Origin of the sequence: Streptomyces odontomachi, assembly GCF_024435355.1 — a bacterium.
GTDB lineage: Bacteria > Actinomycetota > Actinomycetes > Streptomycetales > Streptomycetaceae > Streptomyces > Streptomyces odontomachi.
The window spans coordinates 87,233-102,175 of the sequence record NZ_JAMJWG010000019.1 but is presented as its reverse complement, the minus strand read 5'-3'; the positions used below and the strand labels follow the sequence as shown (position 1 = coordinate 102,175).

Below are 14,943 nucleotides of genomic sequence, written 5' to 3'. Positions count from 1 at the left end.
AGCAGCGCGACGACGGCGAGGAGGGACGGCACCGGGACGTGCCACCGGAACGGGCCTGGTGGTCGTCCCTGGCTACGCGGGTGCGGACGGCTCTGCTTGGGCAGCACGGCAACGCTCCTTCTCGTGAGAACGGGAAGGCCGCACGCGCCAGCAGCCTGTACGGGTCTCCGCAGGGATCGCGCAGACCGCGCAGAAGCAGGCCCTTGCAGGAATATGCGGAAACTTTCAGTAAGGTATTGCGAGCATCATGGACATGTAAAGACACCGGACGGCTCTGGCCGGATTGCGGCGTCCGGACACGGCGAGACGGCGGCCGCGGCACGGGCGGCGGGCGGCCGGTCTCGTCAGCCGAGCCGGGGGATCTCGATGGCGGGGCACCGGTCCATGACCATCTCGAGGCCCGCAGCACGGGTGCGTGCGTAGGCGGCCTCGTCGACGACGCCCAGCTGGAACCACACGGCACGCGCCCCCTTGGCCACCGCCTCGTCCGCGACGGCACCGGCAAGGGCGCTGTTCACGAAGACGTCCACCACGTCGACGTCGAAGGGGATGGCATCGAGGGACGGGTAGCCCTGCTCCCCGTGCACCGCTTCGGCCTTCGGATGGACGGGGACGATCCGCTTGCCGAAGCGCTGGAGCACGGCGGCGACACCATAGGCGGCCCGCCGCTCGTTCGAGGAGAGCCCGACGACGGCCCAGGTGTCGCCGAGCTCGGTAAGGATCTTGCGGATCGTGTTCGGATCGCTGTGCACGTCGCGCCTCTCGTGGGTCCGATGTATCCCCTCCAGCACAGGACAACGGATCGGCGGTGGTCTATTCCCGAACGATCGCGGAGTGCGCTGGCTGCACGTCAGCGTCGGCGGCGCCCCGCCACTGTTCCGCCCGCCCACCGCATACCCTGGCCCGATGCCCGACGAGTACCGCACGGTGGCCCGCGAGGGTAGCCATGAGATCGAGATCAACCGCTCGCGTTTCCTGTGCACGCTCGCCCCCGCCGCCACCGAGCAACAGGCCCAGGACGTCATCGCCCGCGTCCGTCGTGCGCACGCGGACGCCAACCACAACTGCTTCGCCTACGTCATCGGGGCCGATGCGGCGGTGCAGAAGGCGAGTGACGACGGTGAACCGGGCGGCACCGCCGGCGTCCCCATGCTCCAGATGCTGCTGCGCCGCGACATGCGCTACGTGGTCACCGTCGTCACCCGTTACTTCGGCGGCGTGAAACTCGGCGCGGGCGGGCTGATCCGGGCCTACGGAGGAGTGGTCGGCGAGGCCCTCGACACGCTCGGCACCCGTACCAGGCGACGCTTCCGGCTCGTCGACATCACCGTCGACCATCAACGCGCCGGCCGGCTGGAGAACGACCTGCGCAGCGCGGGCCGGGAGGTACGCGACGTCCGTTATGCGGAGGCCGTCACGCTCAGCGTGGCGCTTCCGGACGCCGACGTCCCCGCCTTCCGCGCCTGGCTCGCGGACGCCACCGCGGGGGGTGCCCGGTTCGAACCGGGCGGCGAGACGTACGGGGACGCGTGAGCGAGGGCTCGGTGCTCGTTGTCCGTGCCGTCTGCCAGGATGCCGTGCATGACGGACGACGACACCCTGCTTCCGGCTGACGAGGCCGAAGCGGCCGTGAACGCACGACGGAACATGCAGGCGCTGGCCGCCGAGCTCAGGGAACGCGGTTGCGAGACCACGGTCTTCAACGAGGACGGCGAATCGACACGTGGCCTCCCGGGCCATCTGACGTTCGACATCGAGGCTCCCGAGGGCTACCAGGTGCACGTCGTCGTCCCCGGCGTCCCGACGGAGGTCCTCCGGGCCGCCGTCCCGGGGAGCAGATGGATCCTGCGCTGGGGCAACCACCAGACGTTCCACTGGAGCGAGATCGTGGACAAACTGGCCACGCTCGCCCAGGGGCAGCGCACCATCATCGCCAATGTGGAGCTGCTCGTGGCCGAACTGTGCAGCCGGGGTCTGCCGCTGCGCACCGACGAGGTCGGGCCGGACTGGGACGCCGCGGGGGACGAGTGGGTGACGTACGACCTGCCGGTGAACGACGAGGTGGTGTGCGTGTCCATCCCGGACCAGCCCGTGGGGCCGGGCCTCGACCAGGTCATGTACGTGCAGGGTGAGGAGTACGCCTGGGAGGCTGCGGTGGCAGCGGTCTTCGCCGAGGCGGGCGTCCCCATGGCCGAGCAGGGGATCGCGGGGCGCTAGGAGCACGGGACGTCGGGAGTAGGAGCACCAGCCGTGTCGGACGCGCGCATCACCGTCGGAGCCTTCGTCACCGTCACCGACGGCCCGTTCGCGACGCTCCGGACGACGATCACCGAGGTCGACGCCACCCTGTCGAAGGCCAAGGGCGCGATCGAGATGTTCGGCCACCGGATCCCGGTCGACATCTCCTTCGCAGGCCCGCCCGGCGAGCCACGGGTGACGGCGGTGCCCGACCGCTCGGACGTCATCGCAGCGCACGCCGGGGCCATCCGCCGTTACGGGGTGGTGGGACGCGTCGTGTCCGGTGACGGCGCCGGTCGCTGGGTTCGCGTCGACAAGGTGGCCGACACCGGGGGATCCGCCGGAGTCATGATCCGCATCGCCGACGATCCCGGCCTCCGGGTCAACTGCGTCAACGAATGGGTCGAGGACTGGGCGGGCGTGGAGGAGTCCTTCCTGCGCGATGGCCGCCGGGTCGACTGGGGCTGAGGGGACGGGCCGACCGGGGACGGGGAGCCGGTCCGCGAAGCAGCCGGACGGGACGGGTGAGGCTGCCGGGGCCGAGGGGAGGACCGGCGTTGTCAGACCCGGCGGATAGTGTCGGGGATCATGAGGTTGCTGCATACGTCGGACTGGCATCTCGGCCGGGCGTTTCACCGGGTGAGCATGCTCGACGCCCAGGCCGCTTTCGTCGACCATCTCGAAGCCACCGTGCGCGCGCACGCAGTCGACGCGGTGCTGGTGGCCGGCGACGTCTACGACCGGGCAGTGCCGTCGCTCGCCGCCGTCGAGCTGTTCGACGACGCGTTGCACCGCCTTGCCGCACTCGGCGTTCCCACCGTCATGATCTCCGGGAACCACGACTCGGCCCGCCGCCTCGGCGTCGGCGCCGGGCTGCTCGGCCGGGCCGGCATCCACCTGCGTACCTCGCCCGGCGGCTGCGCCACCCCCGTCGTACTGTCCGACGCGCACGGCCGCGTCGCGTTCTACGGCCTGCCGTACCTCGAACCGTCCCTGGTGAAGGACGAGTTCGCCGTCGACAGGCCCAGCCACGAGGCGGTGCTAGGCGCCGCCATGAAGCGGGTACGCGCCGATCTCGCCCAGCGCCCGCCCGGCACCCGGTCCGTGGTCCTCGCCCACGCCTTCGTCACCGGCGGCCAGGCCAGCGACAGCGAGCGCGACATCACGGTGGGCGGCGTCGCCGCGGTGCCCGCCGGGATCTTCGACGGGGTGGACTACGTGGCGCTCGGCCATCTGCACGGCAGCCAGACCCTCAGCGAGCGGGTGCGCTACGCAGGTTCGCCGCTCGCCTACTCCTTCTCCGAGGCGACGCACCGCAAGAGCATGTGGCTGGTGGACCTCGCGGCCGACGGCGCCATCCACGCCGAGCGCATCGAGTCCCCGGTGCCACGCCCGCTCGCCCGCATCAGGGGCCACCTGGACGACCTGCTCGCCGACCCCGCGCTCGCCCGGCACGAGCCGGCCTGGGTGGAAGCCACCCTCACCGACCCGGTGCGCCCCGCGGACCCGATGGCCCGGCTCACCGAGCGCTTCCCCGGCACCCTCAGCCTGCTCTTCGAGCCCGAACGGCCACCCGGCGAGAGGGACGTGTCCTACGCACGGCGCCTCGCCGGCCGCGACGACCAGCAGATCGCCGAGGACTTCGTCGCCCATGTGCGCGGCGTCGGCCCCGACGCGGAGGAACGCATCGTGCTGCGCGACGCGTTCGACTCCGTACGGGCCCACGACGCGGTGCGCGAGGTCGTGCGATGAGGCTGCACCGGCTGCGCATCACCGCCTTCGGACCCTTCGGTGGCCGCCAGGAGGTCGACTTCGACGCACTGACGGTCGCCGGTCTCTTCCTGCTGCACGGTCCCACCGGCGCCGGCAAGACGTCCGTCCTGGACGCGGTCTGCTACGCGCTGTACAACGCGGTGCCCGGCGCCCGGCACACCAGCGGCCAGGGCAGCGCCCTGCGCAGCGACCACGCCGACACCGCCACCCGGACCGAGGTGTGCCTGGAGTTCACCGTCGCCGGCCGCCGTCTCGAGATCACCCGGCAGCCCCCGTGGCAGCGCGCCAAGCGCCGCGGCGCCGGCACCACCACCGACAAGGCCCAGAGCGCCCTGCGCGAGTACGACGCCCAAGAGGGCACATGGCGCGACCTCAGCCGGTCCCACCAGGAGATCGGCGAGGAGATCGGCACTCTGCTCGGCGGCATGAGCAAGGAGCAGTTCTGCCAGGTGGTGCTGCTGCCCCAGGGCGACTTCGCACGCTTCCTGCGCGCCGACGCCGAGGCACGCGGCAAGCTCCTCGGGCAACTCTTCGACACCGGCAGGTTCGCCGCGGTCGAGCAGCACCTCGCCGAACGGCGGCGCACCTCCGAAGCCGCCGTGCGCGACGCCGACGCCCACCTGCTGGCCGACGCCCACCGCATCCAGCAGGCCGCCGGCGACACCCTCGAACTGCCCCTGCCGGAGGCCGCCCCCGGCGACCCCGGCCTCGTCGCAGCCGTCCTCACCTGGGCCGCCGTCGCCCGCAGTGGTGCCCGGGAACGGCTGGCGGCCACCGCAGCCGCCCTGCGCACCGCCGAAGAAGCACACACCACGGCCGAGCGCCGACTGGCCGACGCACGCGAACTCCACCGGTTGCAGCAGCGCGCAGCCGAAGCCCGCGCCCGCGCCGAGCGGCTCGACGCGACGGCGGACGACCACCGGCGCGCCACCGCCCTCATGGAGCGCGCCCGCGCGGCCGAGACCGTCGCCCCCGCCCTGCACCTGCGGGACACCGCACAGACCGAGCACCGCGCCGCGGCCGCGACGGAGGCACGGGCACGCGCCGCGCTGCCCGCCGAGCTGACCGACACCAGCGTCGCGGGCCTGACCGGCGCCCTGCGCAAGGCATCGGAAGAACTGGGCGGCCTGGAGTCCGCCCGCCGCGCCGAACACCGACTGGCCGAGATCGCCGACGAGCGCACCACCCTGGAGCGCCAGGAACGCGCCGACGACGAGCTGCTGCACGAGTCCACCGGCTGGCTCGCCGACTGGGACCCCACCCGCCTCCGGCTCCAGGAGCGCATCGACTCCGCCCAGGAGGCCGCCGCGCGCGCCGAGCAGTTGGCCGCCCGGCTCGAAGGCGCCCAGACCCGGCTGGCCGCGGCCCGCCGCCGTGACCGGCTCGCCGCCGACGCCGCCGCCGCGGAAGAGCAGGCGCGCACCGCACGCGACAGCGCCGCAGCCGCCCACGAACACTGGCTGGAGCTGAAGGAACAGCGGCTGCGCAGCATCGCCGCCGAACTTGCCGCCGGCCTCGTCGCCGGTGAGCCGTGCGACGTGTGCGGCGCCACCGAGCACCCACGGCCCGCCCGCAAGGTGGCCGGCCATGTCGACGGCCGCGCCGAAGACGCCGCCCTCGCCGCCCACCGTCGTGCCGACGAGGCCCGCCGCACCGCCGAGCAGCGGCTGGCCTCGGTACGCGAGGCCCTCGCCGCCGCCACCGCCGAAGCCTCCACCACCGCGACCGCCGAGCTCTGTGCGGAAGCCGACGACCTGCGGGCCCGGCACGCCGACGCCCATGAGACCGCGGCCCGACTGCACGCCGCACGCGAAGCCCTCGCCCACGCCGAGCAGGAACGCGACCGCAGGCTCACCGTCCAGCAGGAGGCCGCCGCCCGCGCCGCCTCCCGTGCCTCCCAACGCGACATGCTGGAGCGTGAGTACGGCACCCTGGAAGCGGAGCTGACCCGGGCGCGCGGCGGCGAGGACAGCGTGGCCGCCCGCGCCCGCCGCCTGGAACACCGCACCGCCCTCCTCGCGGACGCCGCCGAGGCCGCCCGCAGCACCGAGGACACCGCCCAGCGCATGAAGGACGCCGACGCACGCGTCGCGGACGCCGCCTTCCGCGCCGGCTTCGACACCCCCGAGGCGGTCGCGGCCGCCCTGCTGGACCCGGCCCGTCGCCGCGGCCTCCAGCAGCGCCTCGACGCCCGGCTCCAGGAAGAGGCTCAGGTGCGCGCCGTCCTCGCCGAGGCCGAGACCGCCGCGGCCGCGGCCCTCCCACCGGCCGACCCGGAAACCGCCCGCGAGGCCGCTGCCGCCGCCGAGCTACGGCTGCGGCGCGCGGCCTCCGCCCATGACGAGGCCACCCGGCGCCGCAGCGAACTCGACCGCCTCTCCGCACGCGTGCACACCGCCGCCCGGCAACTGGCCCCGCTGCGCACCGGTCACGACCGCATCGCCCGCATGGCCGCCCTGGCCGCCGGCACCTCCGTCGACAACGACCGGCGCATGCGCCTGGAGTCCTACGTGCTGGCCGCCCGTCTCGAACAGGTCGCGGCGGCCGCCACGGCACGGCTGCGGCGCATGTCCCAGGGCCGCTACACCCTGGTCCACTCCGACGGTCGCGCCGGACGCGGCCGATCCGGCCTCGGACTCCACGTCGTCGACGCCTGGACCGGCCGCGAGCGGGACACGGCCACCCTCTCCGGCGGAGAGACCTTCTTCGCCTCGCTCGCCCTCGCGCTCGGCCTCGCCGACGTGGTCACCGACGAGGCGGGCGGCGTGCGGCTCGACACCCTCTTCATCGACGAGGGCTTCGGCAGCCTGGACGACCAGACCCTCGACGAGGTCCTGGACGTCCTGGACGCCCTGCGCGAACGGGACCGCAGCGTCGGCATCGTCAGCCACGTCCCCGACCTGCGCCGCCGCATCCACGCCCAACTGGAGGTGGTCAAGGGGCGGGGCGGATCGTCGGTGCGGCAGCGGTAGGGCGCACCGCTCCCGGTGCCGGCGAAAACGACGTGCACGCATGGGTTCGGCCGCTGATGATGGGGCACCATGCCGCATCTTCCCTCCCCCTCCGCCGCCGAACTCCGCCGTGACCCGCTGCCGCTGCGCGGGCGTACCGCGCTCGTGACCGGCGCCAGCCGCCGTAGCGGCATCGGATACGCCGTCGCACGCCGGCTCGCCGCCTACGGCGCCAGCGTCTACGTCCACCACCACGTGCCGCACGACGTCGCCATGCCCTGGGGCGCCGACCGCCCGGAGGACGTGGTGGCCGGGGTGCGCGAGGCGCTGGCCGACCCGGCGGCCCGCGTCGTCGACGGTCCCGGCGACTTCACCGACCCCGCCGTACCCGCCGAACTGGTCGACCGCGCCGCCGAAGCACTCGGCGGGCGGCTCGACATCCTCGTCGCCAACCACGCCCTCAGCGGTTCGGACGGCACCCTCGACACGATCGACGCCGCGATGCTCGACGCCCACTGGATGATCGACGCCCGCTCGGTGATCCTGCTCGTGCAGGCCTACGCACGGCTGCGGGCCACGCTGCCGCCCCGCACACCGGGCGGCCGGGTGGTCATGATGACCTCCGGTCAGGACCAGGGCGGCGGCATGCCCGACGAGATCGCCTACACCCTGCAGAAGGGCGCCCTGGCCTCGGCGACCCGCGTCCTGGCCACCACGCTCGCCCCGCACGCCGTCACGGTGAACACCGTCAATCCGGGACCCGTCGACACGGACTACGCCTCCGAGGACGACTACCGCGCCGTCGCCGCCATGTTCCCCGCCGGCCGCTGGGGCATGCCCGACGACCCGGCCCGGCTGATCGGCTGGCTCGCCACGGACGAAGCCGAGTGGATCACCGGGCAGGTCATCAACTCCGAGGGAGGCTTCGCCCGCTGACCCGCGGCCCCGCCCTGCGGCGGGGCGACGACGGGAGTCGGACACCCCCTAGAGCTGCGACAGCTCGTCCACCAGGTCGTCGAGGCCCAGGGCACCCTGGGACAGGGCCGCCATGTGCCAGGCCTTCGGGTCGAAGTCGGCGCCGCGCCGCTGCCGGGCGTTCTCCCGGCCCAGCAGCCAGGCCCGCTCGCCCAGCTTGTAGCCGATGGCCTGGCCCGGGACGGACAGGTAGCGGGTCAGCTCGCTCGCCACGAAGCCCGGGGTGCGGCTGCTGTGCGCGCCGAAGAACTCCTGGGCGAGATCCGGCGTCCACCGCTTGCCCGGGTGGAACGGCGAGTCCGCCGGGATCGTCAGTTCCAGGTGCATGCCGATGTCGATGATGACCCGTGCCGCCCGCATCATCTGCGCGTCCAGATAGCCAAGGCGCCGCTCGGGGTCGGTGAGGAAGCCCAGTTCGTCCATGAGCCGCTCGGCGTACAGCGCCCAGCCCTCGCAGTTGGCGCTCACCATGCCCACGGTGGCCTGGTAGCGGGAGAGGTCGCCGGCGACGTGCACCCACTGCGCCAGTTGCAGATGGTGTCCGGGAACGCCCTCGTGGTACCAGGTGGACACCAGGTCGTAGACGGGGAAACGGGTCCGGCCCATGGTGGGCAGCCAGGTGCGGCCGGGGCGCGAGAAGTCCTCGGACGGTGCCGTGTAGTACGGCGCGGCGGCGCTGCCGGGCGGTGCGATGTGCGCCTCCACCCGCCGGACCCGCTCGGCGAGGTCGAAGTGGGTGCCGTCGAGGGTCTCGATGGCCTCGTCCATCAGGCCCTGCAACCAGTCGCGCACCTCGTCGACGCCTTCGATGTGCCGGCCGTGCTCGTCCAGGTACGCCAGCGCCCGCCAGGGCGTGGCCGCGCCGGGCAGGATCTTCTCCGCCTCCGTCGCCATCTCGCCGAGGATGCGGTGGTATTCCGACCAGCCGTACGCGTACGCCTCGTCCAGGTCCAGATCCGTGCCGTTGTAGTAGCGCGACCAGCGGGCGTAGCGCTCACGGCCCACCGTGTTCGGCGCGTCCGCCACCGCCGGCGCGTACACCTCGCGCAGCCAGTCGCGCAGCGCGGCGACGCCTGCCGTGGCCGCGCCGGCGGCGCTGTCCAGCTCGGCGCGGAGCGCCTCCGGGCCGGCGGCCGCGAACTCCTCGAACCAGCCGCGGCCGGCGCCGCCCGGGTCGGTCCACTCGGTCAGCTGCTCGATGAAGGTGCCGGTGGGCCTGGGACCGGCGGGCAGCTTGCGTTCCAGGCCCAGGGCGAGGGAGGCGCGGTAGCCGTCCAGCGCCGCCGGGACCGCACGCAGCCGCTCGGCGATCGCCGCCCAGTCCTCCTCGGTCTCGGTCGGCGTCAGCATGAAGACATCACGGACGGAGTGCGCGGCGGAGCCGATGTTGCTGACGGCGCGCAGCCCCTCGTCGGCCTCGTGCACCGCGAGGGACGCGGTCAGCCGTTCCCGCAGCAGGCGGGCGCAACGACGCTCGACATCCCGCTCGGCGCCCGGCTGCCGCTCCGATTCGGCCAGTCGCGCCAGCGTCCGCCGGGCCAGCTCCGCCTCGGCCTGCTGACCCTCCGGGGAGAGGTCGGGCAGCCGTCCGGCGCTCTCCTTCACTCCGAGGAAGGTGCCGGTGATCGGATCGAGGGCGACAAGCTCGTCGACGTAGGCGTCGGCGACCTCTCGGGGCAGGGGGATCTTCTTCTCTGGCATGGGGACATCCTCATACGGCGAAGGGGACCTCGTCAGCCATTCACGTACCCGTCTTCACGCGGCGCCGAATGCACCGCGCCGTACGCACGTTCAGAGCCGGCCGTGCGCACGCCGCCACGCCGTTAAGCTGGGGCGATGGCACAACGCAGCACGCCGGACGGGGCCGCCGGCACCCCAGCGCCCGCGCAGCACGACATCCCCCTCGTCTCCCGTCTGCTGGGCCGGGCAGGGTCGTTGGCCGGGCAGGGCGAGCTGGTCGGGGAGATCGTGACGCGGGTGGCCGCGGACATCATCGAGGGCCGTCTCGCCGCCGGCGCCGAGCTGAACACGGTCGACCTGGCACGCCGGTTCGGCACCAGCCGCACCCCCGTGCACCAGGCGCTGGCCGTGCTGCAACGCGAGGGCCTGCTGCTCCTCCCGCCGCGCAAGCGTGCCCGGGTCGCCTCGCTGACCCTCGCGGAGATCCGCGACACCTACCAGATCCGTGCCGCCCTCTACTCCCTGATGAGTACCTGCATCGTCGAGGGCAGCAGCGACACGGAGATCGCCCGGTTGGACGAGTCACTGGCCCGCATGCAGGTGGCGGTGGAGCAGGGCAACGTCCTGGAGTACTTCTACGCGACGGTCGACTACCGCCACACAGAGGCCGACATCTGCCCCAACCGCCGGGTCGGCGGCATCATCGAATCCCTCGGTCTGCGGATCTACCCACTGCGCCGCTACGGCCTGTCGCTGCCGGGCCGTATGCAGGCCTCCCACCGTGACTACGCACGGCTCAGGGAGGCGTACGGCTACCGGGACGCCGACCTGGCCGCCGCCGTCACCAGGGCGATGATGCGCAAGGCCCTGCACGTGATCGAGGCGAACTGGCCGCAGGGGATCTCCAGCGGCCCGGCCGCCTCCACCGCGTCCCGGGACACGGCCTGAAGCCGGCTCGGACCAGCCGCCGGCTCAGACCAGCCGCTTGCGCACCCGCTCCGCGACCGCACGCGTCCCACACGTGGGCCGGCCACGGGCATCGAGCGTGACCTCGCCCCCGGCGAACACCTCCCGCACCGCACGCCGCACCCGCCCCGCGGGACCGGCGAGCCCCAGGTGGTCCAGCATCATCGCGGCCGAGAGGAGCTGGGAGACGGGGTTCGCCCGGTCCTGCCCGGCGAGGTCGGGCGCCGAGCCGTGGATCGGCTCGAAGTAGGCGCTCGTGTCGCCGATGTTCCCGGACGGGCAGAGGCCGAGGCCGCCGATGGTCGCGGCGCCCACGTCGCTGAGAATGTCCCCGAGGAAGTTCTCCATCACCAGCACGTCGAAGTGGCCCGGATCGTGCACGAGATCGTGGCCGGCGGCGTCGGCGTAGCGGAAGTCCGTCTCGATGTCGGGGTACTCGGGGGCTATCTCGGTGAAGATGCGGCGGAAGAACGCGTAGGAGCGGATCACGTTGCTCTTGTCCACGCAGGTGACGCGCCTGACCCGGTCGGCGGGCGCCCCGGTGCGGGCCCGCGCCAGCCCGAACGCGCGGTGTACGACGCGTTCCACCCCGTGCCGGGTCATCATCAGGTGGTCGGCGCTGGCGTGGTCGTTGCCGACGCCGAGTCCGCGGGACAGGTACAGCCCCTCGGTGTTCTCCCGGACGATCACGTAGTCGATCGGCCCGAGGTCGGGACGCATCGGAGTGCGGACGCCGGGCACGGACGCGATCGGCCGGACGTTGGCGTACGCGTCGAGCCCGCCGCGCAGTACACCCCCCAGCAGGCCGCCCTCGGTGCCGTCCGGCTTGCGGACCGTCGGAAGGCCGACGGGGCCCTTCAGCGTGGCGTCGTACTCCGAGCGGATGCGCTCCAGCGCCGCCGCGCTCAGTGGCTCACCCGTCTCGGCGTACGTCTTCGCCCCACCCGCCTCCTGGTGGTACGCCAGGACGGCTTCGCCCTCCACCGCCGCGCTGGCGACGGTCAGCGCCGCCTCGACGAGCTCGGGTCCGATCCCGTCGCCTTCGATGACCCCGATCCGGAACCGCGGTAGCCCCATGCCCTGCTGCTCCCCTTCGTACGGACGCCTTGTTTCGTACGTCGCTTCGTGCGGACACCCGGTCAACGCGTCACGATGCCGTTCGGCACACCGGCCGCGGCCTGCGCCGCCGCTGACGCATCCCGGGTCGTGGACCCGGCGTCGCCCGAGTGGGACTCCGAGTCCGCGATCCAACGCCTGCCGCACACCAGGGTGATGACCAGCGTGACCAGCGCGGCGAGCACCAGATAGGAGGAGAAGAACAGCGCGGAGCCGGTGACGCTGTTGAGCCACACCCCGATCAGTGGCGCGGTGCCGCCCAGCAGCGCCTGGGCGACGTTGTACGACAGCCCGCCGGCGGTCACCCGGATGTGGGCCGGGAAGATCTGGCTCACGGCGAGCAGCGAGGGCACCGCCATCACCCCCTTGCACAGGCCGAGCAGCGCACCACCCAGCCATGCGGCGGTCACCCCGCTGCTTGCCAGGGCGAAGCCGGGCACCACGCCGACGGCGACCACCAGTGACCCGACGATCGTCGCCCGGCGCAGCCCGATGCGGTCGGCGACGGGGCAGAAGGCCAGCAGGCAGACCACCACCATCACCGAGTTGAGCGTGTTGATGCCGTAGCTCTGGGTGCCGGACAGCGCGGAGTTGCCCTTGAGGAACGTCGCCAGGTACGACGTCATGGTGGCCGAGATGATCGCCCACGTTCCGAGGAACGCGACGAAGACGAGGATCCGCGCCCCGTGCGTGCGCAGCGCCTCCCACACCGGTGACTGCCGCTTGTGCCGCTCCCGCTGCTGCTCCTGGGCCTCGAGGAGCTGACGGAACTCGCGCCCCTCCGCGGTCCTGCGGCGCAGGTAGAGGCCGACGACCCCCATGGGCAGCGACAGCCAGAACAGCAGCCGCCAGCCCCAGGCCTCGTACGCGGCACTGCTGAGCGTGGCCGAGAGCAGCGTCGCCAGCAGCGATCCGACGATGAAGCCGCCGAAGGTCATCGCCGTCATCATGCCGACGGCCGTGGCCTTCCTGCCCTTCTGGCCGTGCTCGTAGACGAAGGAGATCGCCGTCGAGTACTCGCCGCCCGTGCCGAACGACTGGATGAGCCGCATCAGCAGCAGCAGGACCGGCGCGGCGTAACCGATCACCGCGTACGTCGGGATGAACCCGATCAGTGCCGTCGCACCGCAGGTGATGATGATCGTGGTGGACAGCGCCCGCTTGCGGCCGAGCTTGTCGCCGATGTGCCCGAAGACGGTCGCACCGAGCGGGCGGGTCAGGTACGAGATGGCGAACACGGCATAGGCGCTGAGCAGTGCGAGGGTGTCGTTTCCGGGCGGGAAGAACTTGTCGGCGACGACGGTGGCGACGACACCGTAGACGCCCCAGTCGTACCACTCGGCGAAGTTGCCCGCGGACGCGGCGACCACCGTGCGGCGACGCTCCGCCCGGCCGACCGGGCCGTCCTGATCGATCCGGCCGGCCGGGTCCTCAGGTGCTGCCATGGTCGCCTCCTCCTTCGAAGGCGCTGGGCACGGCGACACCGTGCTCGTCGGCCAGCGCGCGCAGTTCGGCCAGCGTCCTCCTCCGCAGCGGGATGCCACGGGCGCGGGCCTCGTCCATGTGGTGCGCCTCGATGTCCCCCGGGGCGTGCACCCGCTCCACTCCTGGGGCGGGTTCGGCGGCCCGTACGTACGCGGCGATCCGGGAGGCACGCTCGTGCACTCCGGCGGCGTCCCCGAAGGCCCCGGCGTCGATCACCAGGTAGCAGTTGCCGACCGTCACATCCAGATCCCCGACGGTGCTGGTGGCGGGCGTGCTGGTGAACCCCGACAGGGCGACGTTCTGGGTCAGGTTGGCCCCGGTCAGCCCGGAAGCCAGCATCTCGACCATCAGGGAGAGCGCGGAACCCTTGTGGCCGCCGCTGGGCAGCACCCCACCGCCCAGGGCCGCCGCGGGATCGCGAGTCGGGCGTCCCGCGGCGTCGATGGCCCAGCCCTCCGGGAGCGGTGTGCCCGACTCCGCGTACAGCTTGATGCGGCCCCTGGACGACATGGACTGGGCCATGTCGAGGACCAGCTCGGGGTGGTCGCGGCCGGGTGCGGCGAACGACAGCGGGCTGTTGCCGATACGCGGCCGGCGTCCGCCGAAGGGGACCACCGACGGGGAGGTGGTGCTCATGGCCAGGGCGAGGAAGCCGTGTTCGGCCGCGTGCCGGGTGTAGAAGCCCGCCGCACCGAAGTGCGCCACCCTGGTGACGCCGGCGAGCGCGACACCGGTCGTGCGGGCCTTGTCCATGGCGGCGTCGATCGCCCGGATGCCGACCGGCGCCCCGAAGCCGGAGTCCGCGTCGAGGAGGATCGCGCCCGGGGTCTCGGACAGTACGCGCTCGGTGGGACGCGGGTTGACCTGCCCGGACTCGAGCTGCACCACATACGGCGCGAGCCGGCTCACCCCGTGCGTGTGCACCCCGGCGGCATCGGCCTCGACCAGCGAGCGGGCGAGCAGCGCTGCGTCCGTCGCGCCCATGCCGCCGACCGCGGTGAGGACGGCGGCGGTGAGCTGCTGCAACGCGTCGACCGCGACACGGGCCGTGCCCGTCGCGCCGTTCGCGCCGTTCGCGCTGGTCGTGCTCATCGCGTCCGCCGCTTGCAGAACAGCGTCAGGCCGGCGTCCAGGAGCTGTACGTCGGAGTCAGCGAAGTCGGCGTAGTGCACGATGACCGCCTCCTGGGTCTGCGGCACGACGGCCGACTGCGGGGTGTGCGCCAGCACCCCGTGCACCAACCCCTCCGAAAGGCCTTCCTCGGCCATCCAGTGGCCGCCGAGGAACCCGTGCTGGTAGAGCCGGCCGGTGCGGGAGAAGCGGGCGCCGCCGGTGCCGTCGCCGGAGGGCTCGAACTCGCGCACCTTGGACACGTCGTGCAGGAGCGCGATGGCCAGGGTCTGATCCCTGTCGACCGGCACGCCGTGCAATTCGCTCTCGACGTCGACGAGGTGTCCGGCGATGCGCGTCACCGCGCGGGTATGGGTGACCAGGGTGCGCCGGGCGGGCAGTTCGGGACTCTTCGGCACGCTCGCCAGGTCGGTCCACACGCTCGACCGCCAGGCCCTGGCCCAGATCCTCGTCACGGCGTCCCGCAGGTCCGTGTCGCCGATGTCCATGATCTCGGGCAGCAACGCACGCACCGTGTCGGCGGTCCGCACGGTCGGCGTCGTGCTGTCACGCGGCTCCTCGCTCACTACCGCCCCTTGGAAAGTGTCGACAGTTTGCTGATTGCGGGCACGCTACGCGCCGTTTTATC

General features: G+C 72.8%; 13 protein-coding genes. 7 read left to right on the top strand and 6 right to left on the bottom strand.

Annotated features, from left to right (window positions below; all coding sequences use genetic code 11):
* Window positions 1-344 precede the first annotated feature (344 nt).
* The gene (locus tag NQO67_RS32060; protein ID WP_255953860.1) at window positions 345-752 is read right to left on the bottom strand and encodes a CoA-binding protein; all 408 of its coding nucleotides are present in this window, start codon (window positions 750-752) and stop codon (window positions 345-347) included.
* 154 nt (window positions 753-906) lie between these two features.
* Between NQO67_RS32060 and NQO67_RS32055 the strand changes: the two genes are divergently transcribed.
* The 6 genes from NQO67_RS32055 (at window position 907) to NQO67_RS32030 (ending at window position 7,898) form a co-directional block, all read left to right on the top strand.
* Entirely contained in the window at window positions 907-1,533 is a 627-nt protein-coding gene (locus tag NQO67_RS32055) for a YigZ family protein (protein ID WP_255953859.1), read from the top strand.
* Window positions 1,534-1,581: 48 nt separating this feature from the next.
* Window positions 1,582-2,217: a hypothetical protein gene (locus tag NQO67_RS32050; RefSeq protein WP_255953858.1), complete on the top strand. Its 636-nt coding sequence runs from the start codon at window positions 1,582-1,584 to the stop codon at window positions 2,215-2,217.
* Window positions 2,218-2,250: 33 nt separating this feature from the next.
* A complete protein-coding gene (locus tag NQO67_RS32045) occupies window positions 2,251-2,706 on the top strand; it encodes a KOW domain-containing RNA-binding protein (protein WP_255953857.1) in 456 nt (151 codons plus the stop codon).
* A gap of 120 nt (window positions 2,707-2,826) precedes the next feature.
* Entirely contained in the window at window positions 2,827-3,990 is a 1,164-nt protein-coding gene (locus NQO67_RS32040; protein ID WP_255953856.1) for an exonuclease SbcCD subunit D, read from the top strand.
* A complete protein-coding gene (locus tag NQO67_RS32035) occupies window positions 3,987-6,983 on the top strand; it encodes an AAA family ATPase (protein WP_255953855.1) in 2,997 nt (998 codons plus the stop codon). Before NQO67_RS32040 ends, NQO67_RS32035 begins: the two co-directional genes overlap by 4 nt.
* A 69-nt stretch (window positions 6,984-7,052) precedes the next feature.
* On the top strand, window positions 7,053-7,898 hold the full coding sequence (locus NQO67_RS32030; protein ID WP_255953854.1) for an SDR family oxidoreductase: 846 nt from the start codon (window positions 7,053-7,055) through the stop codon (window positions 7,896-7,898).
* Window positions 7,899-7,946: 48 nt separating this feature from the next.
* On the opposite strand, the gene NQO67_RS32025 is transcribed toward NQO67_RS32030, so the two are convergent.
* Complete coding sequence (locus NQO67_RS32025; RefSeq protein ID WP_255953853.1) at window positions 7,947-9,638, bottom strand: DUF885 domain-containing protein; 1,692 nt, start codon at window positions 9,636-9,638, stop codon at window positions 7,947-7,949.
* 135 nt (window positions 9,639-9,773) lie between these two features.
* On the opposite strand from NQO67_RS32025, the gene NQO67_RS32020 reads away from it, so the two are divergent.
* Window positions 9,774-10,565 (top strand): GntR family transcriptional regulator, encoded by a 792-nt coding sequence (locus tag NQO67_RS32020; protein WP_255953852.1) that lies wholly within the window; start codon window positions 9,774-9,776, stop codon window positions 10,563-10,565.
* A gap of 24 nt (window positions 10,566-10,589) precedes the next feature.
* Here NQO67_RS32020 and NQO67_RS32015 read toward each other — a convergent pair whose 3' ends face one another.
* From NQO67_RS32015 to NQO67_RS32000, 4 genes are all read right to left on the bottom strand, one after another.
* Entirely contained in the window at window positions 10,590-11,660 is a 1,071-nt protein-coding gene (locus NQO67_RS32015; RefSeq protein ID WP_255953851.1) for an isocitrate/isopropylmalate dehydrogenase family protein, read from the bottom strand.
* Window positions 11,661-11,722: 62 nt separating this feature from the next.
* Window positions 11,723-13,144 (bottom strand): MFS transporter, encoded by a 1,422-nt coding sequence (locus NQO67_RS32010; RefSeq protein ID WP_255953850.1) that lies wholly within the window; start codon window positions 13,142-13,144, stop codon window positions 11,723-11,725.
* Window positions 13,131-14,276: an Ldh family oxidoreductase gene (locus NQO67_RS32005; RefSeq protein WP_255953849.1), complete on the bottom strand. Its 1,146-nt coding sequence runs from the start codon at window positions 14,274-14,276 to the stop codon at window positions 13,131-13,133. The genes NQO67_RS32010 and NQO67_RS32005 overlap by 14 nt, the downstream gene beginning before the upstream one ends.
* The gene (locus NQO67_RS32000; protein ID WP_255953848.1) at window positions 14,273-14,881 is read right to left on the bottom strand and encodes an HD domain-containing protein; all 609 of its coding nucleotides are present in this window, start codon (window positions 14,879-14,881) and stop codon (window positions 14,273-14,275) included. Before NQO67_RS32000 ends, NQO67_RS32005 begins: the two co-directional genes overlap by 4 nt.
* Window positions 14,882-14,943 lie beyond the last annotated feature (62 nt).